This is a genomic window from Streptomyces sp. NPDC036984 (assembly GCF_055607665.1).
On record NZ_JBVJRL010000007.1, the window covers coordinates 321,078 to 346,362 of the forward strand.

Annotated in this window: 29 protein-coding genes; 7 read left to right on the forward strand and 22 right to left on the reverse strand. The window is 72.0% G+C overall.

The window, feature by feature from the left end:
- Positions 1-87 precede the first annotated feature (87 nt).
- From trpA to hisI, 9 genes are all read right to left on the reverse strand, one after another.
- On the reverse strand, positions 88-924 hold the full coding sequence (trpA, locus tag ACZ7DL_RS16700) for a tryptophan synthase subunit alpha (protein WP_470774889.1): 837 nt from the start codon (positions 922-924) through the stop codon (positions 88-90).
- A complete protein-coding gene (gene trpB, locus ACZ7DL_RS16705; protein ID WP_470774890.1) occupies positions 921-2,204 on the reverse strand; it encodes a tryptophan synthase subunit beta in 1,284 nt (427 codons plus the stop codon). Before trpB ends, trpA begins: the two co-directional genes overlap by 4 nt.
- A gap of 69 nt (positions 2,205-2,273) precedes the next feature.
- Entirely contained in the window at positions 2,274-2,483 is a 210-nt protein-coding gene (gene trpM / locus ACZ7DL_RS16710) for a tryptophan biosynthesis modulator TrpM (RefSeq protein WP_470774891.1), read from the reverse strand.
- Positions 2,484-2,504: 21 nt separating this feature from the next.
- On the reverse strand, positions 2,505-3,314 hold the full coding sequence (trpC, locus tag ACZ7DL_RS16715) for an indole-3-glycerol phosphate synthase TrpC (protein ID WP_470774892.1): 810 nt from the start codon (positions 3,312-3,314) through the stop codon (positions 2,505-2,507).
- A gap of 134 nt (positions 3,315-3,448) precedes the next feature.
- Positions 3,449-3,877, reverse strand: coding sequence for a DUF2752 domain-containing protein (locus ACZ7DL_RS16720; protein ID WP_470774923.1), 429 nt, complete (start codon positions 3,875-3,877; stop codon positions 3,449-3,451).
- 178 nt (positions 3,878-4,055) lie between these two features.
- Positions 4,056-4,313: an HGxxPAAW family protein gene (locus ACZ7DL_RS16725; protein ID WP_470774893.1), complete on the reverse strand. Its 258-nt coding sequence runs from the start codon at positions 4,311-4,313 to the stop codon at positions 4,056-4,058.
- A gap of 116 nt (positions 4,314-4,429) precedes the next feature.
- The gene (locus ACZ7DL_RS16730; protein ID WP_470774894.1) at positions 4,430-5,068 is read right to left on the reverse strand and encodes a TIGR02234 family membrane protein; all 639 of its coding nucleotides are present in this window, start codon (positions 5,066-5,068) and stop codon (positions 4,430-4,432) included.
- A 52-nt stretch (positions 5,069-5,120) separates the two neighbouring features.
- On the reverse strand, positions 5,121-6,623 hold the full coding sequence (locus tag ACZ7DL_RS16735; protein WP_470774895.1) for an anthranilate synthase component I: 1,503 nt from the start codon (positions 6,621-6,623) through the stop codon (positions 5,121-5,123).
- Between the two features lie 11 nt (positions 6,624-6,634).
- Positions 6,635-7,036, reverse strand: coding sequence for a phosphoribosyl-AMP cyclohydrolase (gene hisI, locus ACZ7DL_RS16740; protein WP_470774896.1), 402 nt, complete (start codon positions 7,034-7,036; stop codon positions 6,635-6,637).
- A 119-nt stretch (positions 7,037-7,155) separates the two neighbouring features.
- Between hisI and ACZ7DL_RS16745 the strand changes: the two genes are divergently transcribed.
- Together ACZ7DL_RS16745 and ACZ7DL_RS16750 are read left to right on the forward strand one after the other, a co-directional pair.
- On the forward strand, positions 7,156-7,791 hold the full coding sequence (locus tag ACZ7DL_RS16745; protein ID WP_470774897.1) for a TIGR03085 family metal-binding protein: 636 nt from the start codon (positions 7,156-7,158) through the stop codon (positions 7,789-7,791).
- A 12-nt stretch (positions 7,792-7,803) separates the two neighbouring features.
- Complete coding sequence (locus ACZ7DL_RS16750; RefSeq protein ID WP_470774898.1) at positions 7,804-8,202, forward strand: VOC family protein; 399 nt, start codon at positions 7,804-7,806, stop codon at positions 8,200-8,202.
- Between the two features lie 16 nt (positions 8,203-8,218).
- Here the strand turns inward: ACZ7DL_RS16750 and hisF are convergent, their stop codons facing one another.
- The 8 genes from hisF to hisD are packed head-to-tail and all read right to left on the reverse strand — an operon-like array spanning position 8,219 to position 13,940.
- Positions 8,219-8,974, reverse strand: a complete 756-nt coding sequence (gene hisF, locus ACZ7DL_RS16755) for an imidazole glycerol phosphate synthase subunit HisF (protein ID WP_470774899.1) — start codon at positions 8,972-8,974, stop codon at positions 8,219-8,221.
- Positions 8,975-8,980: 6 nt separating this feature from the next.
- Positions 8,981-9,373, reverse strand: a complete 393-nt coding sequence (locus tag ACZ7DL_RS16760) for a RidA family protein (RefSeq protein ID WP_470774900.1) — start codon at positions 9,371-9,373, stop codon at positions 8,981-8,983.
- Complete coding sequence (priA, locus tag ACZ7DL_RS16765; RefSeq protein ID WP_470774901.1) at positions 9,370-10,095, reverse strand: bifunctional 1-(5-phosphoribosyl)-5-((5-phosphoribosylamino)methylideneamino)imidazole-4-carboxamide isomerase/phosphoribosylanthranilate isomerase PriA; 726 nt, start codon at positions 10,093-10,095, stop codon at positions 9,370-9,372. The genes ACZ7DL_RS16760 and priA overlap by 4 nt, the downstream gene beginning before the upstream one ends.
- Before the next feature lie 3 nt (positions 10,096-10,098).
- Positions 10,099-10,743, reverse strand: coding sequence for an imidazole glycerol phosphate synthase subunit HisH (hisH, locus tag ACZ7DL_RS16770; RefSeq protein ID WP_470774902.1), 645 nt, complete (start codon positions 10,741-10,743; stop codon positions 10,099-10,101).
- On the reverse strand, positions 10,734-10,898 hold the full coding sequence (locus ACZ7DL_RS16775; protein WP_470774903.1) for a hypothetical protein: 165 nt from the start codon (positions 10,896-10,898) through the stop codon (positions 10,734-10,736). The genes hisH and ACZ7DL_RS16775 overlap by 10 nt, the downstream gene beginning before the upstream one ends.
- A gap of 4 nt (positions 10,899-10,902) precedes the next feature.
- The gene (gene hisB, locus ACZ7DL_RS16780) at positions 10,903-11,496 is read right to left on the reverse strand and encodes an imidazoleglycerol-phosphate dehydratase HisB (RefSeq protein ID WP_470774904.1); all 594 of its coding nucleotides are present in this window, start codon (positions 11,494-11,496) and stop codon (positions 10,903-10,905) included.
- A 3-nt stretch (positions 11,497-11,499) separates the two neighbouring features.
- Positions 11,500-12,618 carry a histidinol-phosphate transaminase gene (locus tag ACZ7DL_RS16785; protein WP_470774905.1) on the reverse strand — a complete coding sequence of 373 codons (1,119 nt, stop codon included), beginning with the start codon at positions 12,616-12,618 and terminating at the stop codon, positions 11,500-11,502.
- Positions 12,615-13,940, reverse strand: coding sequence for a histidinol dehydrogenase (gene hisD, locus ACZ7DL_RS16790; RefSeq protein WP_470774906.1), 1,326 nt, complete (start codon positions 13,938-13,940; stop codon positions 12,615-12,617). Before hisD ends, ACZ7DL_RS16785 begins: the two co-directional genes overlap by 4 nt.
- A 199-nt stretch (positions 13,941-14,139) precedes the next feature.
- Between hisD and ACZ7DL_RS16795 the strand changes: the two genes are divergently transcribed.
- From ACZ7DL_RS16795 to ybaK, 4 genes are all read left to right on the forward strand, one after another.
- Complete coding sequence (locus ACZ7DL_RS16795; RefSeq protein WP_470774907.1) at positions 14,140-15,717, forward strand: oxidoreductase; 1,578 nt, start codon at positions 14,140-14,142, stop codon at positions 15,715-15,717.
- A gap of 308 nt (positions 15,718-16,025) precedes the next feature.
- On the forward strand, positions 16,026-17,066 hold the full coding sequence (locus tag ACZ7DL_RS16800; protein WP_470774908.1) for a hypothetical protein: 1,041 nt from the start codon (positions 16,026-16,028) through the stop codon (positions 17,064-17,066).
- Positions 17,067-17,077: 11 nt separating this feature from the next.
- A complete protein-coding gene (locus ACZ7DL_RS16805; RefSeq protein WP_470774909.1) occupies positions 17,078-17,818 on the forward strand; it encodes an LON peptidase substrate-binding domain-containing protein in 741 nt (246 codons plus the stop codon).
- Between the two features lie 18 nt (positions 17,819-17,836).
- Positions 17,837-18,340 carry a Cys-tRNA(Pro) deacylase gene (gene ybaK / locus ACZ7DL_RS16810; protein WP_470774910.1) on the forward strand — a complete coding sequence of 168 codons (504 nt, stop codon included), beginning with the start codon at positions 17,837-17,839 and terminating at the stop codon, positions 18,338-18,340.
- Between the two features lie 69 nt (positions 18,341-18,409).
- Here ybaK and ACZ7DL_RS16815 read toward each other — a convergent pair whose 3' ends face one another.
- From ACZ7DL_RS16815 to ACZ7DL_RS16830, 4 genes are all read right to left on the reverse strand, one after another.
- Positions 18,410-19,045, reverse strand: a complete 636-nt coding sequence (locus ACZ7DL_RS16815) for an AAA family ATPase (protein ID WP_470774911.1) — start codon at positions 19,043-19,045, stop codon at positions 18,410-18,412.
- 34 nt (positions 19,046-19,079) lie between these two features.
- Positions 19,080-19,901 (reverse strand): ABC transporter permease, encoded by an 822-nt coding sequence (locus tag ACZ7DL_RS16820; RefSeq protein WP_470774912.1) that lies wholly within the window; start codon positions 19,899-19,901, stop codon positions 19,080-19,082.
- A gap of 64 nt (positions 19,902-19,965) precedes the next feature.
- A complete protein-coding gene (locus tag ACZ7DL_RS16825) occupies positions 19,966-20,979 on the reverse strand; it encodes an ABC transporter ATP-binding protein (RefSeq protein WP_470774913.1) in 1,014 nt (337 codons plus the stop codon).
- Between the two features lie 59 nt (positions 20,980-21,038).
- Positions 21,039-22,262 carry an NYN domain-containing protein gene (locus tag ACZ7DL_RS16830; protein ID WP_470774914.1) on the reverse strand — a complete coding sequence of 408 codons (1,224 nt, stop codon included), beginning with the start codon at positions 22,260-22,262 and terminating at the stop codon, positions 21,039-21,041.
- Between the two features lie 225 nt (positions 22,263-22,487).
- Between ACZ7DL_RS16830 and ACZ7DL_RS16835 the strand changes: the two genes are divergently transcribed.
- Positions 22,488-22,655, forward strand: coding sequence for a hypothetical protein (locus tag ACZ7DL_RS16835; protein WP_470774915.1), 168 nt, complete (start codon positions 22,488-22,490; stop codon positions 22,653-22,655).
- An 80-nt stretch (positions 22,656-22,735) separates the two neighbouring features.
- Here ACZ7DL_RS16835 and dnaE read toward each other — a convergent pair.
- A partial coding sequence (gene dnaE, locus ACZ7DL_RS16840; protein WP_470774916.1) for a DNA polymerase III subunit alpha occupies positions 22,736-25,285 on the reverse strand: 2,550 nt, incomplete at its 5' end.

The window sequence follows — 25,285 nt, forward strand, 5'->3', positions numbered from 1 at the left end:
CGAACCGGGGAGGCGCAGCGCGCCTCCCCGGCCCGAGGTCCACCCGTTCGAGTGACCTAATCGCCCGATACGGGACATCGCAGGCGGTTACGCCTGCCCGCGCACGCCCTTCGCCAGCTCTCCGGCCAGCTCACGGACCGCCGCCAGGCCGGCAGCACGGTCCGGGGCGTCCAGCATCCGCTTCACGAACGCCGAACCGACGATGACGCCGTCGGCGAAGCCGGCGACCTCGGCGGCCTGGGCCCTGTTGGAGACGCCGAGCCCGACGCAGACGGGCAGTTCGGTGCCGGTGCCGCGGGTGCGCTGGACCAGGTCCTGGGCCTGCGCGCCGACGGACTCACGGGTGCCGGTGACGCCCATGAGCGAGGCGGCGTATACGAAGCCGCTGCCCGCCGCGGTGATCTGGGCGAGCCGCTCGTCCTTGCTGCTGGGGGCGACGACGAAGACGGTGGCGAGACCGTGCTTCTCGGCGTGCTCCCGCCACAGGGCCGACTCCTGGACCGGCAGGTCGGGCAGGATGCAGCCCGCGCCGCCCGCCTCGGCCAGCTCGGCGGTGAAGCGCTCGACGCCGTAGCGGTCGATGGGGTTCCAGTACGTCATGACGAGCACCGGCTTCCCGGTGGCCTGGTGGGCCTCCCCGACCGTCCGCATGACGTCGGCGATCTTCACCCCGCCGCGCAGCGCGATGTCGTCGGCGGTCTGGATGACCGGGCCGTCGAGCACCGGGTCACTGTGCGGCAGCCCGACCTCGACGACGTCGGCGCCGCCGTCGAAGACGGCCTTGATCGCCTCGATGCCGCCGTCCACGGTCGGGAAGCCGGCCGGGAGGTAGGCGACGAGTGCGGCCCGGCCCTCGGCCTTGGCGGCGGCGAGGGTGTCGGTCAGCAGCTGGCTCTTTCCACCCTTGAATTCATCCCCGCTCACTTGGCGTCCCCCTCGATCTCGGCGGTGTCGGCTTCGTTGGCCGCCACTTCGGCGTCGGTGTCGTACAGGCCGAAGTAGCGGGCGGCGGTGTCCATGTCCTTGTCGCCGCGGCCGGACAGGTTGACGACGATCAGGCCGTCCTTGCCCAGCTCCTTGCCGACCTCCAGGGCGCCGGCCAGCGCGTGGGCGCTCTCGATGGCCGGGATGATGCCCTCGGTGCGCGACAGCAGGCGCAGGGCCTGCATGGCGGCGTCGTCGGTGATCGCGCGGTACTCGCCGCGGCCGGAGTCACGCAGGTAGGAGTGCTCCGGTCCGACACCCGGGTAGTCCAGACCGGCCGAGATCGAGTACGGCTCGGTGATCTGGCCCTCGTCGTCCTGGAGGACGTACGACCGGGAGCCGTGCAGGATGCCGGGCTCGCCGGCGGTGAGGGTGGCCGCGTGTTCGCCGGTCTCGACGCCGTGCCCCGCAGGCTCGCAGCCGATCAGGCGGACGCCGTCGTCGGGGATGAAGGCGTGGAAGAGGCCGATGGCGTTGGAGCCGCCGCCGACGCAGGCGACGGCCGCGTCGGGAAGACGGCCGGCACGCTCCAGGAGCTGCCGGCGGGCCTCTACGCCGATGACCCGGTGGAAGTCGCGGACCATGGCCGGGAAGGGGTGCGGGCCGGCGACCGTGCCGAACAGGTAGTGGGTGTGGTCGACGTTGGCGACCCAGTCCCGGAACGCCTCGTTGATGGCGTCCTTCAGGGTGCGGCTGCCGGACTTCACGGCGACGACCTCGGCGCCGAGCATGCGCATCCGGGCCACGTTGAGGGCCTGGCGCCGGGTGTCGACCTCGCCCATGTAGATGGTGCAGTCGAGGCCGAACAGCGCGCAGGCGGTGGCGGTGGCGACGCCGTGCTGGCCGGCGCCGGTCTCGGCGATGACGCGGGTCTTGCCCATGCGCTTGGTGAGCAGGGCCTGGCCGAGCACGTTGTTGATCTTGTGCGAGCCGGTGTGGTTGAGGTCCTCGCGCTTGAGGAACACGCGGGCGCCACCGGCGTGTTCGGCGAAACGGGGGACCTCGGTGAGCGCCGACGGGCGGCCGGTGTAGTTCAGCAGCAGGTCGTCGAGCTCTCGGGCGAACTCGGGGTCGTTCTTGGCCTTGTCGTACTCGACGGCCACCTCGTCCACGGCGGCCACGAGGGCCTCCGGGATGAACTTGCCGCCGAACGCGCCGAAGTAGCCTTCGGCGCTGGGGACCTGACCCTCCGGGTCGGGAATGAAGAAGTCGCTGGGCATGCGGATACCTCACGGTGAGTGTGGTGAAAAGACACTGATCGCCGTGGGGAGCGGGCTTGCCGGTCGGCCTCAGGTCGTCTGTGGCGTGTCGCGCAGTTCCCCGCGCCCCTGAGGGGCGCGCTGCCATCGGCGCCCGTTCACCTGACCCGGTTCGTCACCGATGACGTACCGCACCCTGCGGCCGTGGACCCGGCGTGCGGGCGCGCGGCAGCCACGGGGCCGGCAGCCGCGCGCGAGGCGGGCGTACGGGTCCCGGGTCGGCAGGGTGTGGGTGGTCATCGTCGCTCAGCCTACCGGTGTTCAGCCCCGGCCGTGCCGCAGTGCGGGATGCTCGCCCGCGGCCACCAGGTCGGCCACCGCCGCCTTCGGGTCGCGGCCGGTGACCAGGGACTCGCCGACCAGGACCGCGTCGGCGCCGGCGTTGGCGTAGGCGATCAGGTCGTGCGGGCCGCGGACGCCGGACTCGGCGATCTTGACGATGTGGTCCGGGATCTCCGGGGCGACCCGCTCGAACGTGCCGCGGTCGACCTCCAGCGTCTTCAGGTTGCGCGCGTTGACACCGATGACCTTGGCGCCCGCGTCCACCGCACGCTCGACCTCGTCCTCGTCGTGCACCTCGACGAGGGGGGTCAGGCCGATGGACACCGCCCGCTCGATCAGCGACTCCAGGGCCGACTGGTCCAGGGCGGCCACGATCAGCAGCGCGAGGTCGGCGCCGTACGCCCGGGCCTCCCACAGCTGGTACGAGGTGACGATGAAGTCCTTGCGCAGGACCGGGATGTCGACCCGCGAGCGGACCGCCTCCAGGTCGGCCAGCGAGCCGCCGAAGCGGCGCTGTTCGGTGAGGACGGAGATGACGGCCGCGCCGCCCGCCTCGTAGTCCGCCGCGAGTCCGGCCGGGTCGGCGATGGCGGCCAGCGCACCCTTGGAGGGGCTGGAGCGCTTCACCTCGCAGATCACCTTGACGCCGTCGCCCTTGAGCGCGGCCACCCCGTCCTTGGCGGCGGGGGCTTTGGCCGCACGCTCCTTGAGCTCGTCGAGGCTGACGCGTGCCTGCCGCTCCGCGAGGTCGGCACGGACTCCGTCGATGATCTCGTCGAGCACACTCACGCGAGCGGCCCCCTTTCAGACGGTTGTTCCTTCAGGTCTGGAAAACCTGTGGTCACTGCGATGGTATCCGCAGCAGGGCCGAGGGTTCGCATCCGGTAAATGCCGGTCCCACTACCTGGACATTCGCTGTTCGATCAAGGGTGGAGCCAGCCACCGAACGGCAGGTTCCGGACGACGGTGAACACCAGCAGCAACGCGCCGGCGGCCCACAGCCCGGCCGGTCCGAGCTCGATCCGCAGCGGCCGGCCGCGCGCCGCGCGGACCACCCAGACGGTCCACAGCACGGCGAAGCCCAGGTAGCCGGCCACGCCCAGCGCGTTGTCGCGCGAGGCGGTGAGAAGGTCGCCGTGGACGAAGGCGTGCGCGCTGCGCAGTCCGCCGCAGCCGGGGCAGTACAGGCCGGTGAGCTGGTACAGGGGGCAGACGGGGTAGTGGCCGGGTTCGTTCGGGTCGACGGCACCGACGTACGCGAAGGCTCCGGCGACGGCCGCGAACAGCCCCGCCGGGACGGCGACCCGCCGCCAGAGGGGCGTCGGGGGCGGTACCGGGCACGGGTCGCGCATCGCTGCCTGGGGCGGGACCGCACGGCTGTCAGCGTTCACGCGGGAATTCTCCCCTGCCGAACCCGGGCGCGCGCGCCGTCGCCGCGAACGGAAAGCCGTCGCCGCGGCCGGAAACGCGAGGGGCGGCCCGCCGCACCCCCTTGGATGCCGGACCGCCCCTCGCGGGAAACCTGAGGGCTCAGCTCTCCACGGTCACCGGCTCACGGGTGGCCGCAGGCGCGGTGTGCGGCAGGGCGCGAGCCTCCTTCGGCTGGCCGAGGCCCATGGCGCGCATGATGGCGCCGACCACACCGCCGAGGAGGGTGAGTGCCATGCCGGCCCAGAAGCCGACGGGCTGGGCCATCACCATGAAGGCACCCGCGACGCAGAAACCGATGAAGGCGATGATGACACCGGTCCAGGCGGCCGGGGTGTGACCGTGGCTGCTGCCCGCCATGACTTGCTCCTCGTTGCTGTCTGTGTGTCGTACGAGCCGGACGCTCGCCGTCCATTGTCCCGTACGTGCACGCGTGCCCGACGCGGGGGTCGCGTCTGTTTCACCACACTCGGGGTTCAGGCGCCCGTCGGGTCCTCGCCCCGGTCCAGGGCCTTCCAGATCTCCTCGGGACGCTCCGGGTCGGCCGGCCGGGCCGTGCGGCGCGGGCGGGCGGCGCCGCGCTCGTAACGGCCGGACATCGCGGGCCACAGGCTGCCGTAACGCAGGGCGAGCAGGCCGGCGAGGAGGAGCAGCAGGCCGCCCGCGGCCGCCGCATAGGGCCAGCCGGTGTGGGTGAGCGCGGCGACCGTGGCGGAGGTGTCACCGCTCGCCTGGGCGGCCTTCTCGTCCAGCGCGGAGCTGTCCGAGGCGCTCACCAGGGCCGCGACGACGATCCCGGCGCCGGACAGCGCGAGCAGCCCCGAGACGAGGAGGCGGCCGGCCCTGCGGACGGCGAAGACGGCGACGAGCGCAGCGAGGCCCACTATGGCGAGGGCCGCGGGGACGCCCGTGACGTCGCTGCCCTTGGCGGTCAGCGGGAACGCGCCGCCGGCCACCGTCGCGGTGCCCTCCGCCCAGCGCTGCCGGGTCGCGAGCAGCGCCACGGCCGCGCCGAGGGCGCCACAAAAGAGGGCCACGGCGAGGCTCCGCCGGCCGGACCGGGCGGGCGCGGCGGCTTCGGAACGGGGGTGCGGTACGGCAGTCACGTACTCCACTATCGCCTGAACCCCGGGCGAACCGGCACCCGGGGTTGCTATGAGAAGCGTCCTAGTGCCCCAGGCGGTTCGCCGTGTGCACCGCCCGCAGCACCGCCGCCGCCTTGTTGCGGCACTCCTGGTCCTCGGCGACCGGGTCGGAGTCGGCGACGATGCCGGCTCCGGCCTGGACGTAGGCCGTGCCGTCGCGCAGCAGGGCCGTACGGATGGCGATCGCGGTGTCGGAGTCGCCGGCGAAGTCCAGATAGCCGACGCAGCCGCCGTACAGGCCGCGCCGGGAGGGCTCCAGTTCGTCGATGATCTGCATCGCGCGGGGCTTGGGGGCGCCGGAGAGGGTGCCCGCCGGGAAGCAGGCGGTGAGCACGTCGAAGGCCGTGCGGCCCGCGGCCACCTTGCCGGTGACGGTCGAGACGATGTGCATCACGTGCGAGTAGCGCTCGATGGACATGAAGTCGACCACCTCGACCGAACCGGGCTCGCAGACCCGGCCGAGGTCGTTGCGGCCGAGGTCGACCAGCATCAGGTGCTCGGCGCGCTCCTTGGGGTCGGCGAGCAGCTCCTCGGCGAGGGCCTGGTCCTCCTGCGGGGTGGCCCCGCGGTGCCGGGTGCCGGCGATGGGGTGCACCATCGCGCGCCCGCCCTCGACCTTGACCAGCGCTTCCGGGGAGGAGCCGACGACGTCGAAGGCGCCTCCTTCCCCGTGGGGGAACCGGAACAGGTACATGTACGGCGACGGGTTCGTGGCCCGCAGCACCCGGTAGACGTCCAGGGCGCTCGCCGTGCACGGGGTCTCGAAGCGCTGGGAGGGCACCACCTGGAAGGCCTCGCCCGCGCGGATGCGCTCCTTGACGTCCTCGACGGCGCGCTGGAAGTCGGGGCCGCCCCACAGGGCGGTGTACTCGGGCAGCTCGGAGGGCGGAAGGTGCGCCGGGGGCTGGGCGACCGGACGGGAGAGGTCCGCCTCCATGGCGTCCAGGCGGGCCACGGCGTCCGCGTAAGCCTCGTCGACGCCCGTCTCCAGGTCGTTGTGGTTGATCGCGTTGGCGATCAGCAGGACCGAGCCCTCCCAGTGGTCCATCACCGCGAGGTCGCTGGTGAGGAGCATGGTCAGCTCGGGCACGCTTGTCGGATCACTGCCGTCCCGCTCGCCGGGGCCGATCTTCTCCAGGCGGCGGACGATGTCGTAGCCGAGGTAACCGACCATGCCGCCGGTGAAGGGCGGCAGGTCCTCCTGGTGCGGGGTGTGCAGGACCTGGAGGGTGGCGCGCAGGGCCGCGAGGGGGTCGCCCTCCGTGGGGGCGCCGACGGGCGGGGTGCCGAGCCAGTGGGCCTGTCCGTCCCGCGCGGTGAGGGTGGCGTCGCTGCGGACCCCGATGAAGGAGTACCGGGACCAGGACCGGCCGTTCTCCGCGGACTCCAGCAGGAAGGTGCCCGGGCGCTCGGCGGCGAGCTTGCGGTAGAGCGCGACCGGGGTGTCGCCGTCGGCGAGGAGCTTGCGCGTGACCGGGATGACACGGCGGTCCGCGGCCAGCTTGCGGAAGGTCTCTAGGTCCATGTCCGCTGACCTTACTGACCGGACCGGGTGGGACCGGAACCGGCGTCCTTCAGCAGGACGTCGGCGTCGAAGCACGTGCGTGCGCCGGTGTGGCAGGCGGCGCCGACCTGGTCGACCTTGACCAGCAGCGTGTCGGCGTCGCAGTCCAGCGCGACCGACTTCACCCACTGGAGGTGGCCGGAGGTGTCGCCCTTGACCCAGTACTCCCGGCGGCTGCGCGACCAGTAGGTGCAGCGGCCGGTGGTCAGCGTGCGGTGCAGCGCCTCGTCGTCCATCCAGCCGAGCATGAGCACCTCGCCCGTGTCGTACTGCTGGGCGATGGCGGGCAGGAGGCCGTCGGCGCTGCGCTTGAGCCGCGCGGCGATCTCCGGGTCGAGGCTGCTGGGCCCGGGGGCACCGGTCGTACTGGTCATGGGTGCCATTGTGCCGCGCGGGACCGACAGTGACGGGCCGTGTCCACGGGCCGGACGGTCGGGGGCCGGGCGTCCGGTGCCCGCTGGGCGGAGTGTTCACGTGGTCGTAGGCTGACTGCATGTCGACCTTTGCCAAGCGTGAACGGCTGCTGCTCGCCGACCTCTTGGAAACCGTCGGTCCGGACGCCGAGACACTCTGCGCGGGCTGGCGGACCCGGGACCTGGCCGCGCATGTGATCGTGCGCGAGCGCCGCCCGGACGCGGCGGGGGGAACGCTGATCAAGCAGCTCGCGCCGCGCCTGGAGAAGGTGATGGCCGAGTACACCGCGAAGCCGTACGAGGAGCTGATCCAGCTGATCCGTACCGGCCCGCCGCGCTTCTCGCCCTTCCAGCTCAAGCAGATCGACGAGGCGGCCAACATCGTCGAGTTCTACGTCCACACGGAGGACGTCCGCCGTGCCCAGCCGGACTGGAGCCCGCGCGAGCTGGACCCGGTCTTCCAGGACGCGCTGTGGTCCCGGCTGGAGCGCGCCGCGCGGCTGATGGGCCGGGGTGTGCCGACGGGTCTGGTGCTGCGCCGCCCGGACGGCCAGACGGCGGTGGCGCACCGGGGCGCCCCGGTGGTCACGGTCACCGGTGAGCCTTCGGAGCTGCTGATGTTCGCGTACGGCCGGCAGAACGCGGCCAAGGTACAGCTGGACGGGGACGCGGACGCGATCGAGAAGCTGCACGAGTCCAGGCAGCTGGGCATCTGAGAGGACCGGCCCATGATCAAGGTGGCGATGACCGGCGTGTACGTGGACGACGTGGCGAAGGCGCACGCCTTCTACACCGACGTCCTCGGCTTCGAGACCCGCACCCACATGGACCTCGGCGAGGGCACCCTCTTCGTGACGGTCGGCGCGCGGGGCGGGGCCCAGCCGGATCTGCAGCTGCTGCTGGAGCCCGGCCAGGGCCCGATCGCGGAGCCGTACCGCAGGGCGCTGCACGAGGCGGGGCTGCCGTGCATCGTGTTCTCGGTGGACGACATCCGGGCCGAGTACGAGCGGCTGAGCGGACGCGGCGTCCGGTTCACGCATCCGCCGCAGGAGCAGGGCCCGGTGCTGGCGGCGGTGTTCGAGGACACGGTGGGCAATCTGGTGCAGCTGGTGCAGCCGAACGGGTGAGCCTCGGCGGGCCTCCCTACCGGACGGGGTGCCCCGCCTCGCGCAGCGCCTGCTTCACCTCGCCGATCCGCAGGTCACCGAAGTGGAACACCGACGCGGCCAGCACCGCATCCGCCCCCGCCCCGATGGCCGGCGGGAAGTCGGCCAGCTTGCCGGCGCCGCCGGACGCGATCACCGGGACGGTCACGTGCTTGCGGACCGCCGCGATCATCTCCAGGTCGTAGCCGTCCTTCGTGCCGTCCGCGTCCATGGAGTTCAGCAGGATCTCCCCCGCGCCCAGCTCGGCCGCCCGGTGCGCCCACTCCACGGCGTCGATGCCGGTGCCGCGCCGGCCGCCGTGGGTGGTGACCTCGAAGGTGCCCTCGGGGGTGCGCCGCGCGTCCACCGAGAGGACCAGCACCTGGCGCCCGAAACGCTCGGCGATCTCACGGATCAGCTCGGGGCGGGCGATGGCCGCCGTGTTGACGCCCACCTTGTCGGCGCCCGCCCGCAGCAGCTTGTCCACGTCCTCGGCCGTGCGGACGCCGCCGCCGACCGTCAGCGGGATGAACACCTGCTCCGCGGTGCGGCGCACCACGTCGTACGTCGTCTCCCGGTTACCGGAGGACGCGGTGATGTCCAGGAACGTCAGCTCGTCGGCGCCCTCGGCGTCGTACACCTTGGCCATCTCGACGGGGTCGCCCGCGTCGCGCAGGTTCTGGAAGTTGACGCCCTTGACGACCCGGCCGTTGTCCACGTCCAGGCAGGGGATGACTCGGACCGCCAGGGTCATGACTGCTCAGGCTCCTCTGAATGCTTCTAGTTCTACTTCGACCAGGATCCGCGGATCGACGAATCCCTCCACGACCAGCAGGGTCGAGATGGGGCGCACCGAGTCGAACATCTCCTTGTGCGCCCGGCCCACCGCGTCCACGTCCCGCGCATGGGTCAGGTACATCCGCGTGCGGATCACGGACTCGATGCCGAGCCCGAGCTCGGCGATCGCCTCGACCGCGCTGGTGAACGCGACCTTCGCCTGTTCGTACGGGTCGCCCTCCCCGTACAGCACGGTGCCCTTGAAGGACGTCGTGCCGCCCACCAGCACACGGTCACCCGCCGCGACGGCGCGTGCGAACCCGAAACTCTCTTCCCAGGGACTTCCGCTCTGCACGCGCCGCACGGCTTCGCTCATGACGACACAGCCTCCAAGGCCTCTTCCAGGGTGAACGCCTTCGCGTACAGGGCCTTCCCGACGATGGAGCCCTCGACACCGAGGGGTACCAGTTCGGCGATGGCGCGCAGGTCGTCGAGCGACGACACGCCGCCGGAGGCCACCACCGGGCGGTCCGTCGCCGCGCAGACGTTCTTCAGCAGCTCCAGGTTCGGGCCCTGGAGGGTGCCGTCCTTGGCGATGTCGGTGACGACGTAGCGGGCGCAGCCCTCCTTGTCGAGGCGCTCCAGCGTCTCGTAGAGGTCACCGCCGTCGCGGGTCCAGCCGCGGCCGCGCAGGGTCGTGCCGCGCACGTCCAGGCCGACCGCGATCTTGTCGCCGTGCTCGGCGATGACCTTGGCGACCCACTCGGGGGTCTCCAGGGCGGCGGTGCCGAGGTTCACCCGGGTGCAGCCGGTGGCGAGGGCGGCGGCGAGGGTGTCGTCGTCGCGGATGCCGCCGGACAGCTCCACCTTGATGTCCATCGCCTTGGTCACCTCGGCGATCAGCTCACGGTTGTCCCCGGTGCCGAACGCGGCGTCCAGGTCGACCAGGTGCAGCCACTCTGCGCCGGACCGCTGCCAGGCGAGGGCGGCCTCCAGCGGGGAGCCGTAGGAGGTCTCGGTCCCGGACTCGCCGTGCACGAGGCGGACGGCCTGGCCGTCGCGGACGTCGACGGCGGGGAGGAGTTCGAGCTTGGCCATGGTCTACAGGGTTCCGATCCAGTTGGTGAGGAGCTGGGCGCCGGCGTCGCCGGACTTCTCGGGGTGGAACTGGGTGGCCCACAGGGCGCCGTTCTCCACGGCGGCCACGAACGGCTTGCCGTGCGTCGACCAGGTGACCTTGGGGGCCTCGATCACCGGGTTGTGGGTCTGCAGGGTCCACTCGTGGACGGCGTAGGAGTGCACGAAGTAGAAGCGGGCGTCGGTGTCCAGGCCGGCGAACAGCTGCGAGCCGGCCGGGGCGTCGACGGTGTTCCAGCCCATGTGGGGCACGACGTCGGCCTGGAGCGGCTCGACCGTGCCGGGCCACTCGTCCAGGCCCTCGGCCTCCACGCCGTGCTCGATGCCGCGCGCGAAGAGGATCTGCATGCCGACGCAGATGCCCATGACCGGGCGCCCGCCGGACAGCCGGCGGTCCACGACCCAGTCACCCCGGGCGGCGCGCAGGCCCTGCATGCAGGCGGCGAAGGCGCCGACGCCCGGCACGAGCAGGCCGTCGGCGTTCATGGCCTTGTCGAAGTCGCGCGTTATCTCGACGTCGGCGCCCACGCGCGCGAGGGCACGCTCGGCGGACCGGACGTTACCGAAGCCGTAGTCGAAGACGACGACCTTCTTGGTGCTCAATTCCACACCTCCAGCCGCATGACGCCCGCCAACAGGCACAGGCCGGCGCCGATCGAGAGCAGCACGATCAGGCTGGTGGGCATCTTCTGCTTGACGAAGGAGATGATGCCGCCGACCAGGAAGAGGCCGACGACGATCAGGAGGGTCGACAGACCGTTCATGGGGTTACAGCGCGCCCTTCGTGGAGGGGAGGATGCCGGCCGCGCGCGGGTCGCGCTCGGAGGCGTAACGCAGCGCCCGGGCCAGCGCCTTGAACTGGCACTCCACGATGTGGTGCGCGTTGCGCCCGTACGGCACGTGCACGTGCAGCGCGATCTGCGCCTGGGCGACGAAGGACTCCAGGATGTGCCGGGTCATCGTCGTGTCGTACTCGCCGATCATCGGCGCCATCTTCTCGGGCTCGGTGTGCACGAGGTAGGGGCGGCCGGAGAGGTCGACGGTGACCTGGGCGAGGGACTCGTCCAGCGGGACCGTGCAGTTGCCGAAGCGGTAGATGCCCACCTTGTCGCCGAGCGCCTGCTTGAAGGCGGCACCCAGCGCGAGGGCGGTGTCCTCGATGGTGTGGTGGGAGTCGATGTGCAGGTCGCCGTCGGTCTTCACGGTCAGGTCGAACAGACCGTGCCGGCCGAGCTGGTCGAGCATGTGGTCGTAGAAGCCGACGCCGGTGGCGATGTCGGTCCGGCCGGTGCCGTCCAGGTCGATCTCGACCAGGACGGACGTCTCCTTGGTGGTGCGCTCTATGCGTCCTACGCGGCCCATGCCTTACAGCTCCTTCTTCAGTTCCCGAACCGCGTCGAGGAACGCGTCGTTCTCCTCCGGGGTGCCGGCGGACACCCGCAGCCACCCCGGTACGCCGTTGTCCCGGACCAGGACGCCCCGGTCGAGGATCTTCTGCCAGACCTCGTGGGCGCTGTCGAACCGGCCGAACTGCACGAAGTTGGCGTCGGACTCGGTGACCTGGTAGCCGATCGCGCGCAGCTCGCTGACGAGCCGGTCGCGCTCCGCCTTCAGCTGCTCGACGTACCCCAGCAGCGTGTCGGTGTGCTCCAGCGCGGCCAGGGCGGTCGCCTGGGTGATCGCCGACAGGTGGTACGGCAGGCGGACGAGCTGGACGGCGTCCACGACCGCCGGGTCGGCGGCGAGGTAACCGAGGCGCAGGCCCGCCGCGCCGAACGCCTTCGACATCGTGCGGGAGACGACCAGGTGCGGGCGGCCCGCCAGCAGCGGCAGCAGCGAGTCGCCGTGGCTGAACTCGATGTACGCCTCGTCCACGATCACCATCGACGGCTTGGCCGCCTGGGCCGCCTCGTACAGCGCGAGGACCGTCTCCGGCGGGACCGCGTTGCCGGTGGGGTTGTTGGGGGTGGTGATGAAGACGACGTCCGGCTTGTGCTCGGCGATGGCCCGCTCGGCGGCGGCGAGGTCGATCGTGAAGTCCTCGCCCCGCGGACCGGAGATCCAGCCGGTGCCCGTCCCGCGCGCGATGAGCGCGTGCATCGAGTACGACGGCTCGAAGCCGAGCGCCGTACGGCCCGGTCCGCCGAAGGTCTGCAGCAGCTGCTGGATCACCTCGTTGGAGCCGTTGGCGGCCCACACGTTCTCGGTGCCGAGCGGGTACTTGGCGGTCTTCGTCAGGTAGGCGGCCAGCTCGGTGCGCAGCTGGACCGCGTCCCGGTCGGGGTAGCGGTTGAGGCCGCGGGCGGCCTCCCGCACCCGCTCCGCGATCCGCTCGACCAGCGGCTCGGGCAGCGGGTAGGGGTTCTCGTTGGTGTTCAGCCGTACGGGGACGTCCAGCTGGGGCGCGCCGTAGGGGGACTTGCCGCGCAGCTCGTCACGGATGGGGAGCGCGTCCCAACGGGACGAAGAGGGGTTGCGAGTCACGTGCCTTCTGGAACCTTCCACCCGAAACGGGCCTTGATCGCCGCGCCGTGCGCGGGCAGGTCCTCCGCCTCCGCCAGCGTCACCACGTGGTGCGCGACGTCGGCGAGCGCGTCCTGCGTGTAGTCCACGATGTGGATGCCGCGCAGGAAGGACTGGACGGACAGGCCGGAGGAGTGGCAGGCGCAGCCGCCGGTGGGCAGGACGTGGTTGGACCCGGCCGCGTAGTCGCCGAGCGAGACGGGGGCCCAGGGGCCGATGAAGACCGCGCCGGCGTTCTTCACCCGGTCGGCGACCGCGGCCGCGTCCGCGGTCTGGATCTCCAGGTGCTCGGCGCCGTAGGCGTCGACCACCCGGAGGCCCTCCTCGATGCCGTCCACCAGGACGATCGCGGACTGCTTGCCCTCAAGGGCGGGCACGATCCGGTCGTCGATGTGCTTGGTGGCCGCGACCTGCGGCGCCAGCTCCTTGTCCACCGCGTCCGCCAGCTCGACGGAGTCGGTGACCAGGACGGCCGCCGCGAGCGGGTCGTGCTCGGCCTGGCTGATCAGGTCCGCGGCGACGTGCACCGGGTCGGCGGTGGCGTCAGCGAGGACCGCGATCTCGGTCGGGCCGGCCTCGGCGTCGATGCCGATCTTGCCGGTGAAGTAGCGCTTGGCGGCGGCGACCCAGATGTTGCCCGGGCCGGTGACCATGTTGGCGGGCGGGCAGGACTCGGTGCCGTACGCGAACATCGCGACGGCGGTGGCGCCGCCGGCCGCGTACACCTCGTCCAGGCCGAGCAGGGCGCAGGCGGCCAGGATCGTCGGGTGCGGCAGGCCGCCGAACTCGGCCTGGGCCGGGGAGGCGAGCGCGATGGACTCGACCCCGGCCTCCTGGGCCGGTACGGCGTTCATGATCACGGAGGAGGGGTAGACGGACCGGCCGCCCGGGGCGTACAGCCCGACACGCTCGACCGGCACCCACTTCTCGGTCACCGAGCCGCCGGGCACGACCTGAGTGGTGTGCGTCGTACGGCGCTGGGCGCGGTGGACCAGCCGGGTGCGGCGGATGGACTCCTCCAGCGCGGCGCGCACCGCCGGGTCGAGACCGGCGAGCGCGTCGGTGAGCGCCTGGGCCGGGACACGGACGGATTCCAGCCGTACTCCGTCGAACTTCTCGGCGAAGTCGATCAGCGCCGCGTCGCCACGATGATGCACGGCTTCGCAGATCGGACGCACCTTCTCCAGGGCGGCCGATACGTCGAAGTCGGCTCGGGGCAGCAGGTCGCGCAGGGCGGGGCCCTCGGGAAGGGCGTCGCCGCGCAGATCGATTCGGGAAATCACAGTTCCAATTCTCTCAGACCGGTGTCGGGAGCCGTCCGCGCGTATCAATGGCTGATACAGAACGTGGGCCAATGACTGGTACATAGGCTGGCCGGAACCCGGAAGATCACCTTCACGTGTGGTGTTCGGGGGGTCACGCAGCGGGCATGAACGGCTGTACGAAAACCGCTGAAAACCACTGAACCGGGAGAGGAGAGCGGTGACCGAGGGGGCCGGCATCCGCGCCGGGGACCTGCCGGACGACCTGACCGCGGCAGAGGCGGGCATGTGGCAGGCCTTCCGCAACGGCAGCGTGTACGACCTGAGCAGCGGCGACGCCGTGGTGGACGATCCGCACGGCGGACACCCCTGGGGTCCCGAGCGGACCGTGCGGGCCCGCATCGTCGCCTGGCTGCTGCTGGACGGCCCGCCGGCGCTCGCCGGCCGGGTGTCCGCGCTGAAGCTCGTCGGCGTACGGATCAGCGACCCGCTGGACCTGGCGGGCGGCCAGGTCACGCCGTACGTGGAGCTGCGCGGCTGCCGCTTCGACGAGGAGGTCCGGCTGCCGGAGGCCCGGTTCACGACCGTACGGCTGGTGGACTGCGCGGTGCCCCGCCTGGAGGCGGCCCGCGTGCACACCGAGGGCGACCTGCACCTGCCGCGCTGCCGGTTCCGCAACGGCGTCCGGCTGACGGACGCGCAGATCGGCACGGATCTGCTGCTCAACCAGGCGATCGCGTACCGCGACCGCAGCGGACGGTCGATCTCGGCGGACGGCATGACCGTCGGCCAGGACCTCCAGGCGGAGCTGCTGGAGTCGCACGGCGAGGTCAGCCTGCGCGGCGCCCAGATCGGCGTCTCGCTGAGCCTGCGCGGCGCGAAACTCGCCAATCCGCACTCCCGCTTCGCCCTGAACGCCCCCCAGATGACGGTCGAGCGCACCCTGTACCTGACCCCGGCCGGCGTCGGCAGCCCGCTGCTGAGCGGCACCACCCCCGCGCGCGGGACGCGCATCCAGCGCTTCGAGTGCCGGGGCGGGGTGCGCCTGGACGACGGGCGGTTCGGGGACGCCGTCGACCTGGAGCGGGCCCGGTTCGTCCTCGGCGACGACCAGGAACTGTCGCTGCGCCGGGTGCACGCGCCGGAGCTGCGCTTCCTCGGGGACAAGCCGCAGCGCGGGAAGGTGGTGCTGTCCGGGGCGCGGATCGAGAACCTGGTGGACCGCGCGAGCAGCTGGCCGGACCCGGGCAATCTGCACATGGGCGGGTTCACCTACGAAGCCCTGGTGCCGAAGGGCCCGTTCCCGCTGACCGAGCGCCTGGACTGGGTGGCGGCGGCCACCGCCGAGTACGCGCCGGAGCCGTACGAGCGGCTGGCCGCGGTGCTGAAGGCCGCCGGTGAGGACGAGGACGCGCGCGAGGTGCTCCTCGCCAAGCAGCGCCGGCGACGCGAGACGCTCCCCCTGACCGGCAAGTTCTGGGGATATGTCCAGGACCTGGCGGTTGCCTACGGCTACCGTCCGGGCCGGGCCGCGGTGTGGATGGCGGTGCTGTGGGCGGCGGGCACGCTCACCTTCGCCCATGCGGACCATCCGCCGGTGAACCCCGGCGGCCATCCGGTCTGGAGCCCGGCGCTGTTCACGCTGGACCTGCTGCTGCCGGTGATCGACCTGGGCCAGGCCGGCCAGTGGCAGCTGAGCGGCGGCTGGCAGTGGCTCGCGGCGGTGATGATCCTGCTCGGCTGGGTCCTGGCGACGACGGTGGCGGCGGGGGCGACCCGACTGCTGCGGCGCAACTGACGGGAGACGCGGGTCCGGCTGCTGGGGCGCAACTGACGGAGGAGAGGGTTCCGACTACTGGGGCGCAACTGACGGAGGAGAGGGTTCCGACTACTGGGGCGCAACTGACGGAGGACACGGCTCCGGCTGCTGGGGCACAACTGACGGAGGAGACGTCCCGGCTGCTGTCGCAGTGGACGGAGCACACAGTTCCGCCACACTTGCATGGTCACCTTTACCGGTCCTTGACCTTCCGCCGTACAACCTTACGTAACTTGCCCCGGCCCTCTGGCGCGGCCCCGACCTGCGGACTTTCAATGGTCGGCACCATGGCTCTGCTGCCCTCGTTCATCCGCCCCACCCGGATGGCCAAACGCTCCGCGCGCTCGGCCGGCCGACCGCCGGCCGGGGACGAGCCCGTGCTCGACGCGCCCGACCACCGCCTGTCCCCCGCGCTGGTCGCGGCCGGCCGGGGCGAGTACACCGGCGCGGCCGGGCTGCTGGCCGCGACCCGGGCCACGGCCGAGTGGGAGATCCGCGACCGGTACGTCAGGCGCCTCGCCGCCTTCGCCCGGTCGCGTCCCGAGTGGTTCGAGGAATGGCGCACGGCCGCCCCCGAGGACCCCGACGCGCTGCTCCTGGGCGCCCAGCTGGCGGTGGACCGCGTCTGGCCCTCGCCGGCCCGCGCCGAGCTGCTGCGCGAGGTGAGCCCGTTCATCACGGCGGCCGCCCGCGCCGACGACCGCGACCCGGTGCCCTGGCGGATCGCCCTGGACCACGCCCGCGGTTCCCGGGCCGGGCACCGGTACTTCGAGGAGCTGTGGGAGGCGGCGGTCCGGCGCGCCCCGCACCACTACGGCTGCCACGTGGCCGCACTGCGTTACCTGGCCACCTTCTGGCACGGCTCGCACCGCGAGTGCTTCGACTTCGCCGACCGGGCCGCTCAGGACGCCCCGGCGGACTCGCTCGTCCAGGCCCTGCCCGCGCGGGCGGCGCTCGGCTATCTGACCGACGGCTGCGGCCCCCAGGTGCCCCGGGCCCGGCTGGACGCGGCGGCCGACCGCGCGATCGCCCTCTCCGCCCACTTCCCGGCGGCCGACCCGTGGCCCGCCGAAGTCCGCAACAAACTGCTGTACGTCCTGCTGCGGCTGGACCGCCGGGAGGACGCCCGGGCCCAGCTGCGGCTGATCGGCCCGTACGCCACGTCCTTCCCGTGGGACCGGTTCTGCGAGGACCCGCTCGGCCACTTCCTGCGGCTGCGCGAGCACCTGGAGACGGCCGGCCCGCGGCCCGCCCCGGCGGGGCTCCTGCCGGCCCCCGGCGAGCCCCTCGGCGGGCACGGCGGACACGTCTGCGCCACCGACCACTAGGCTGGGGCGCCGTGACCACCGCCCGTCTCCCCCTCTTTCCGCTGAACTCGGTGCTGTTCCCGGGGCTCGTGCTGCCGCTGAACGTCTTCGAGGAGCGTTATCGCGCCATGATGCGCGAGCTGCTGAAGACCCCCGAGGACGAGCCGCGCCGGTTCGCCGTCGTCGCCATCCGCGACGGCCACGAGGTCGCGCCGAGCGCCTCGGGCATGCCTGATCCGACGGCACAGCCCGAGCGCGGCCCGGCCGCGGGCTTCGGCCCCGATCCGCTCCGGTCCTTCCACGCGGTGGGCTGTGTGGCGGACGCGGCGACCATCCGGGAGCGGTCCGACGGCACCTTCGAGGTGCTGGCGACCGGTACGACCCGGGTGCGGCTGCTGTCCGTGGACGCGTCGGGCCCGTTCCTGACCGCCGAACTGGAGGAGCTGCCGGAGGAGCCCGGCGACGAGGCCGGCGCGCTGGCCGAGGGCGTCCTGCGCTCGTTCCGGCAGTACCAGAAGCGCCTGGCCGGCGCCCGGGAGCGTTCCCTGTCCTCGGGGGCGGAGCTGCCGGACGACCCGAGCGTGGTGTCGTATCTGGTGGCGGCGGCGATGGTGCACGACACGCCGACCAAGCAGCGGCTGCTCCAGGCCCCGGACACCGCCTCCCGCCTGCGCGACGAGCTGAAACTCCTGCGCGCGGAGACGGCCATCATCCGTAACCTGCCGTCGTTGCCCGCGTTCGAGCTGACGCGGACGCCGACCAGCCTGAACTGAGGAAGACCGGCCGACCTGATGGCGAAGAAGTCGAAGAAACAGCAGCAGTCCGGCGGAACGCCCGCCACGGTGGCCCTGACGGCGTCCGGCGTGGACTTCACCGTCCACTCCTACGACCACGACCCGTCCCACCCGTCCTACGGCGAGGAGGCGGCCGAGGCGATGGGCGTCTCCCCCGACCGCGTCTTCAAGACCCTGGTGGCCGACGTGGACGGCTCGCTGGTGGTCGGCGTGGTGCCGGTGGCCGGCTCCCTGGACCTGAAGGCCCTGGCGGCCGCGGTGGGCGGCAAGCGGGCGGCCATGGCCGACCCGGCCCTCGCCGAACGCACCACGGGCTACGTCCGCGGCGGGATCTCCCCGCTGGGCCAGCGCAGGAAGCTGCCGACGGTCCTCGACGACTCGGCGGAGGGCCACGCCACGATCTGCGTGTCGGCGGGCCGGAGAGGGCTGGAGGTGGAGCTGGCTCCGGGGGACCTGGCGAAGCTGACGGAGGCGGTACTGGCACCGATCGGGCGGGGCTGACCGCTTCACTGGTTCAGCCGGCCGAGACGGGTGGGCGGACGGGAAACGGGGGTCCAGGCGGAGCCCCGGCTACGGCTGCTGCGGGTACGGCGGCTCGGGATCCCGGGGACCGAACAGCGCCGTGAGCCCCAGGTGCACCAGCAGCCCGGCCAGCGGCCAGGCCAGCAGCGCCCCCTTGGCCGACAGCTTCAGCGGCGCCGAGAACGTCACGCCCTTGCCCACGGCCTGCGCATGCGCGAGCACGTCGGACTCGGGTCCCAGCCAGACCCCCAGCCGCCAGGCCAGGAAGGACCCGAGCAGCCCGCCCAGGCCCAGGGCCACCACGAGCGGCACACCGCCACGCCGCCGCAGCAGAAACACCACGACCGCGCTGACCAGCCCGAAGGCGAGGCCCAGCAGGGTGAACGTACCGTCCACCCCGACCGCCTGCTCCCCCTCGGTGTCCTTGAGGTAGACGACCCAGCTCTTGCCGATCCGGTCACCGACGAGCGGCACATGCGGCGCCAGCCACCACCACAGCAGCCCCAGCAGCACCCCGCCGAGCGCCCCCGCCACCGTGATCACGGCGGCCTCCCGCAGCTCCGTCCTCATGCCGGGGCCGTCCTGTTCGTATCCATCCCCGACGGGTGCCCCGGCAGGCGGCGGAGCCTGCCGGACCTGGTGCGCGGAGTCGTCGTGCGGCGGCGGAGTCAGCGGTGCGGTCACCCTGACATCGTGCCAGGTCGTCCCGTGCGCCGCGTCACCGGACGGCGGCCCTGCGGTACGCCCAGGTCGCCACGGCCAGCGAGATGACTCCGACACCCGCACACACCCCCAGGTCGGCGAGGACGACGGCCCAGTCGGGGTGGGCCCCGAAGGTCCGGGCGTACGCCTCCACGCCGTAGGTCGACGGCAGCAGATCACGGGCCAGCCGTACGACCCCCGGCATCCGGTCGGCCGGCAGCACGCCCAGCAGCAGCGCCGCCGACATGCCCAGCTGGCCGAGCAGTGTGGCCAGCTCGGGGCGGGGCGCGAGCAGCCCGCAGGCGGCGCCGAGCCCGGCCAGCGCGGCCCCGGCGAGCGGAATGACGGCCACCAGGATCCACAGGTTGGCCAGCGGCAGCCCGAACAGCACGCAGCCGAAGACGGCGGTCACCAAGGTCCCCGGCACGGTGAAGGAGGCGTACGCCGCCGCCACGCCCAGCACCACGGCCGCCGGCGGCACCGGCAGGGTGGCGTAGTGGTCGAGCCCGCCACTGGCCCGCAGCTGCCCGAAGTACTGGGCGAGCAGGTTCAGCGCGACGTAGGCGACGACCAGCACGGACGACCCGGCCACCACGGACTGGGCCTCACCGCCGCTGTCGACGACACCGCGCATCATCACGGTGATGCCGACGGACTGGAAGGTCGCCACGAACAGCAGCGGGATCCGCGCCACCCGGGCCCGGGACAGCTGGGCCCGGTAGACGGCCGCCAGCGACGGCCACAGCCGCGCGGGCGGCCCGAGCTCGGCCGCGCCGGGCGCCGGCTCCGGCACGGCCCGGGCACCGCCCGGCAGAACCTCGGCGGGTACGACACTCACGACGAGCTGCTCCTCTTCCGTACGGCTCTCGCGCACACCCCTGCGCATTCCGCGGCCCGCGCGCTCACGCCCGCACCAGCCCCTGCCGGGCCGCCCCGCCCAGCGTCAGATAGACGTCCTCCAGGCTGGGCGTGGCGAGCGTGAAGTCGTCCAGGGCGGCGAACGCGGCCCCGCCGGTCACCGTGGCGACGACGGCCCGGGCCTCCTCGGGCGCGAGCCGGAGCGTCCAGCGCCGGCCGGACTCCACGGCCCGCTCGCGCAGGACGGCGACCTCGGGCACGTCCAGCGGCGCCCGGTCCCGCCACACCAGCTCGACCCGGACCTCGCCGGCGACCCGCGCCTTGAGGCCGGCGGGGGTGTCGCAGGCGATGACCCGGCCCTGGTCGAGCACGGCGACCCGGTCCAGGACCGTCTCGGCCTCGATGACGTTGTGGGTGACCAGCAGCACGGTCGTACCGTGTTCGGCCCGCCGCCGGTCCACGGCCGCCCAGACCGCGCGCCGGGCCACCGGGTCCATGCCGGTGGTCGGCTCGTCCAGCACGAGCAGCGGCCGCTCGCCGACGAGGGCGGCGGCGAAACAGGCGAGCCGCCGCTGCCCGCCGGACAGCTTCTTCAGCGCCCGCCCGGCGAGGGGGGTGAGCCCCAGCTCGTCCAGTACGGCGTCCCGCTCGGCCCGCGCCCGCCGGACGTCCAGGCCGCGCAGGCGGCCGGTGGTCTCGACGGCGAGGGAGACGGTCAGCTCGTCCAGGGCGGTGGACTCCTGGCCGAGGTAGGCGAGGATCCGGGAGGCCCGCTCGGGGTGCCGCACGATGTCGTGGCCGAGGATCTCGACGCTGCCCGTGTCCGGCCGCAGCAACCCGGTGAGCTGCCGTACGAGGGTGGACTTGCCGGCGCCGTTCGGCCCGAGCAGTCCGAAGACCTCCCCGCGCCGCACGTCCAGCTCCACCCCGTCGGTGGCCCGCACCTCGGGGGTGCCCGGAGTGCCCCGCCGGCCCTTCACGGCCGGGTAGGTCTTGCCGAGCCCGCGCACGCGTACGACCTCGTCATACCGAAGTGCCTGTCCCGCGCGCGTACTCACAAGGGACGAGACTACGGGGTCCGGGGGCTTTACTCGCCTTTGGGGGCGGCTACGGGGATTCAGTCGGCGGCGGGCGCGTGCTGTTCGGCCGCCGCCGGTACGTCGAACTCTCTCCAGAACCCCGCTCTGATGGCGTAACGGTCGTGCTCGTCGATCTGGTCGTCCTTGTGCGCGAGCAGCCCGAACCGCGCCGCGTATCTCAGCAGCTCCCCGTCGATCCGGTGCGGGATGCGCGGATACATCTGCGACAGCCGCTGGAGATGGCTCGGGTCGCCGAGCCGGGACATCCAGCGGCGGGCGAAGACCTGCCCCACCTCGTACGGGTCGCCGCCGACCGTGGTGATGTCCTCCTCCCGGTCGGCCCACCGCTGCTCGGCGGTGGTGAGCTGGGCCAGCGTCGGCATGGAGGCGACCTCGGGCGGCTCGGAGACCGCGCCCGGCCGGTCGACCCAGCCCTTGTCGGAGGACCAGCGCAGGGTCGCGGTCGCCGGATGCTGCACGGACTGGGTGCCGGGTGCGCGCAGCGCGGCCAGGTCCTTGGGGGTGGGCACGCCCTTGACGGCGGGGGCCCGCTCCGGGGTGCCGTTCTCCGCCCCCGCGGCGGCCGGCGGGTGCGCGGGCTGTTCGGCGGTCCGCTCGGCCGAAGCGGCGAGCGCGGACTCGGGCAGCGGCGCGGAGAGGATCGCGGCGATCTCCGGGCGGGGCGCGGGCGGCGGGGCGCAGACGCCGGTCAGCTCCTTGGCGCGGACGGCCTGGGTGATCCAGGCCCGGTCCAGCACGCGCCGCTCGTCGGCCTCCGCGACCAGGTCCTCGGACTGGTTGTAGTCGCCGTCGGCGGCCTGGACGGCCCACAGGTGGACGGCGACGCCGTGCTCCTTGGCGGCCATCATGCCGGGCAGCAGATCGCCGTCGCCGGTGACGAGGACGACGTCGGAGCAGGCGCGGTTGCGGGCCAGCTCGGTCAGCTCGGCGTGCATGGCGGCGTCGACACCCTTCTGGGCCCAGCGTCCGTCACTGCGGGTGAGCGCGCCGAGCCGGACGGTGACCCGGGGCATCACGCGCAGCCGGCGGTGCTCCGGCTGGGGGACCCGGTCGGGGGCGCCGTCGAACCAGTAGATGCGCAGCAGGGGGCGTTCGGTGTCGGACTCCGCGCGTTCGCGCAGGGCCTGGATCAGTGCGGTGTGATCGACGGTGATCCGGGACCGCGAGGGCTCACCGGCGAGGAGGCTGGCGGCGGCTCCCAGCAGATACCCGGCGTCCACCAGGACGATGCAGCGGTCCACGCGACTCACCCTCTTCCCGGGAGGTTTTGCTTCGGACTTGCTTCGAGTCTGCCCGACTGCGCGGGGGTTAACGGCCGGAACTCGATCTTCGGCGTGGCGTTTGTGGATCCCGCGCGCCCACCGACCCTGTCACACACGGTAATTATCCGACATGCGCCTGATGTCAGCGTATGTGAATCTGGTCCCGGCCCTGGCCCCTAGATCCCCCACAGGAGGCAGATCACCATGGCCAAGAACAAGAACCGCAAGCAGGCCGGCCCGCAGAACCGCGCTCAGCAGAACGAGCACGCGCAGCGTCCTCCGGCGGAGGAGCACGAGTCGCCGGTGTCGCACATCCAGGGCGGCCCCGCGGATGGTGCTCGCAAGAAGCAGAAGAGCTTCGGCCACAACTAAAGGGCAGTTGAAGCCCAGGCACATGGAAGGGGCGCACCCGTCATGGGTGCGCCCCTTCGCGCTGCCGCGTGCCGCGAGGCTCAGCCGGCCAGGCAGGACGGGCCGAGGAGCACCTTGAGGTCGCCGAACAGGGCCGGGTCGGGCTTGACCCGGTGCCGGTCCAGGCGCAGGACGGTGGTCTTGCGCGGGCCCTGGAGCTTGATCCGGACCTCGCTGTCGCCCTTGTGGTGGCTGAGGATCTCGCCGAGGCGGCTGACCATCGGCGGGGTGACCTTCACAGCTGGGATGGTGAGCACCACGGGCGCGTTGGTGCCCGCGTTGGACAGGTCCGGGACCATCAGCTCCATGGCGACGAGCCGGGGCACGTCCTCACGCTTGTCGAGCCGGCCCTTGACGAACACCACGGCGTCCTCGACGAGTTGGGTCGACACGAGCTGGTAGGTGGCCGGGAAGAACATGCACTCGATGGAGCCGGCCAGGTCTTCCACGGTGGCGATCGCCCAGGCGTTGCCCTGCTTGGTCATCTTGCGCTGGAGGCCGGAGATGATGCCGCCGATGGTGACGACCGCGCCGTCGGCGTGCTCACCGCCGGTGAGCTGGGCGATGCCCGCGTCGGCCTTGTCGGACAGCACGTGCTCCAGGCCGAAGAGCGGGTGGTCGGAGACGTACAGACCGAGCATCTCGCGCTCTTGGGCGAGCAGATAGGTCTTGTCCCACTCCTCGTCGGCGAACTGCACGTCGAGTCCGAAGCCGGGCTCGCTGCTGGTCTCCTCGCCCATGCCGCCGAAGAGGTCGAACTGGCCCTCGGCCTCCTTGCGCTTGACCGCGACCACGTTGTCGATCATCGGCTCGTACTGCGCCATGAGTCCCTTGCGGGTGTGGCCCATCGAGTCGAAGGCGCCGGCCTTGATCAGCGATTCCGTGGTGCGCTTGTTGCAGACCACCGCCTCGACCTTGTCGAGGTAGTCGGGGAAGGAGGTGTACTTCCCCTTGGCCTTGCGGCACTTGATGATCGACTCGACCACGTTGGTGCCGACGTTGCGGACGGCCGAGAGGCCGAAGAGGATCACGTCGTCGCCCTGGGCGGCGAAGTTCGCCTCCGACTCGTTCACGTTCGGCGGGAGCACCCGGATGCCCATGCGGCGGCACTCGTTGAGGTAGACCGCCGACTTGTCCTTGTCGTCCTTGACGGAGGTCAGCAGGGCGGCCATGTACTCGGCGGGGTGGTTCGCCTTCAGGTAGGCCGTCCAGTACGACACCAGGCCGTACGCGGCCGAGTGCGCCTTGTTGAACGCGTAGCCGGCGAACGGGACCAGCACGTCCCACAGCGCCTGGATCGCTTCGTCGCTGTAGCCGTTCTTGCGGGCGCCGGCCTGGAAGATGACGAAGTTCTTCTCCAGTTCCTCCGGCTTCTTCTTGCCCATCACGCGGCGGAGGATGTCGGCCTCGCCGAGCGAGTAGCCCGCGATGATCTGGGCGGCCTTCTGCACCTGCTCCTGGTAGACGATCAGGCCGTAGGTGACGTCCAGGACCTCCTTGAGCGGCTCCTCCAGCTCGGGGTGGATCGGCGTGATCTCCTGCTGCCCGTTCTTGCGCAGCGCGTAGTTCGTGTGGGAGTTCATGCCCATCGGGCCCGGGCGGTACAGGGCCGACACGGCGGAGATGTCTTCGAAGTTGTCCGGCTTCATCAGACGCAGCAGCGAGCGCATGGGGCCGCCGTCGAACTGGAAGACGCCGAGGGTGTCGCCGCGCTGGAGCAGCTCGAAGGTCGTGGGGTCGTCGAGCGGCAGGGAGAGCAGGTCGATGTCGAGGCCCTTGTTGGCCTTCACCATCTTGACCGCGTCGTCCATGATCGTGAGGTTGCGCAGGCCCAGGAAGTCCATCTTCAGCAGGCCGAGCGACTCACAGCTCGGGTAGTCCCACTGGGTGATGGTCACGCCGTCGGTGTGCCTGACCCAGACCGGGACGTGCTCGGTGATGGTCTCGCTGGACATGATCACGCCGGCCGCGTGCACACCCATCTGCCGGACCAGGCCCTCCACACCGCGGGCGGTGTCGATGACCTTCTTCACATCCGGCTCGTTCTCGTACATCCCGCGGACCTCGCCGGCCTCGCTGTAGCGCGGGTGGCTGGGGTCGGTGATGCCGGACAGCGGGATGCCCTTGCCGAGGACGTCGGCGGGCATGGCCTTGGTGATGCGGTCGCCCATCGCGTACGGGTAGCCCAGCACGCGCGCGGAGTCCTTGATCGCGTTCTTGGCCTTGATGGTGCCGTACGTGCCGATCATGGCGACCTTGTCGGCGCCGTACTTCTCGGTGACGTACCGGATCACCTCGACGCGCCGGCGCTCGTCGAAGTCGATGTCGACATCGGGCATCGAGATGCGCTCGGGGTTGAGGAACCGCTCGAAGATCAGGCCGTGCGGGATCGGGTCGAGGTCGGTGATGCCCATGGCGTAGGCGACGATCGAGCCGGCCGCGGAGCCTCGGCCGGGGCCGACCGCGATGCCCTGCTTCTTGGCCCACATGATGAACTCGGCGACGACGAGGAAGTAGCCGGGGAAGCCCATCGAGATGATGGTGTCCATCTCGTAGTCGGCCTGCTTCTGGCGGTCCTCGGGGATGCCGTC

Excerpts from the sequence above, each read along its gene's own strand:
- trpB (WP_470774890.1), bottom strand. The coding sequence starts at position 2,204 with ATGCCCAGCGACTTCTTCATTCCCGACCCGGAGGGTCAGGTCCCCAGC.
- trpM (WP_470774891.1), bottom strand. The coding sequence starts at position 2,483 with ATGACCACCCACACCCTGCCGACCCGGGACCCGTACGCCCGCCTCGCG.
- ACZ7DL_RS16720 (WP_470774923.1), bottom strand. The coding sequence starts at position 3,877 with ATGCGCGACCCGTGCCCGGTACCGCCCCCGACGCCCCTCTGGCGGCGG.
- ACZ7DL_RS16725 (WP_470774893.1), bottom strand. The coding sequence starts at position 4,313 with ATGGCGGGCAGCAGCCACGGTCACACCCCGGCCGCCTGGACCGGTGTC.
- ACZ7DL_RS16735 (WP_470774895.1), bottom strand. The coding sequence starts at position 6,623 with ATGGACCTAGAGACCTTCCGCAAGCTGGCCGCGGACCGCCGTGTCATC.
- hisI (WP_470774896.1), bottom strand. The coding sequence starts at position 7,036 with ATGACCAGTACGACCGGTGCCCCCGGGCCCAGCAGCCTCGACCCGGAG.
- ACZ7DL_RS16745 (WP_470774897.1), top strand. The coding sequence starts at position 7,156 with ATGTCGACCTTTGCCAAGCGTGAACGGCTGCTGCTCGCCGACCTCTTG.
- ACZ7DL_RS16750 (WP_470774898.1), top strand. The coding sequence starts at position 7,804 with ATGATCAAGGTGGCGATGACCGGCGTGTACGTGGACGACGTGGCGAAG.
- hisF (WP_470774899.1), bottom strand. The coding sequence starts at position 8,974 with ATGACCCTGGCGGTCCGAGTCATCCCCTGCCTGGACGTGGACAACGGC.
- ACZ7DL_RS16760 (WP_470774900.1), bottom strand. The coding sequence starts at position 9,373 with ATGAGCGAAGCCGTGCGGCGCGTGCAGAGCGGAAGTCCCTGGGAAGAG.
- priA (WP_470774901.1), bottom strand. The coding sequence starts at position 10,095 with ATGGCCAAGCTCGAACTCCTCCCCGCCGTCGACGTCCGCGACGGCCAG.
- ACZ7DL_RS16775 (WP_470774903.1), bottom strand. The coding sequence starts at position 10,898 with ATGAACGGTCTGTCGACCCTCCTGATCGTCGTCGGCCTCTTCCTGGTC.
- hisB (WP_470774904.1), bottom strand. The coding sequence starts at position 11,496 with ATGGGCCGCGTAGGACGCATAGAGCGCACCACCAAGGAGACGTCCGTC.
- ACZ7DL_RS16800 (WP_470774908.1), top strand. The coding sequence starts at position 16,026 with ATGGCTCTGCTGCCCTCGTTCATCCGCCCCACCCGGATGGCCAAACGC.
- ybaK (WP_470774910.1), top strand. The coding sequence starts at position 17,837 with ATGGCGAAGAAGTCGAAGAAACAGCAGCAGTCCGGCGGAACGCCCGCC.
- ACZ7DL_RS16835 (WP_470774915.1), top strand. The coding sequence starts at position 22,488 with ATGGCCAAGAACAAGAACCGCAAGCAGGCCGGCCCGCAGAACCGCGCT.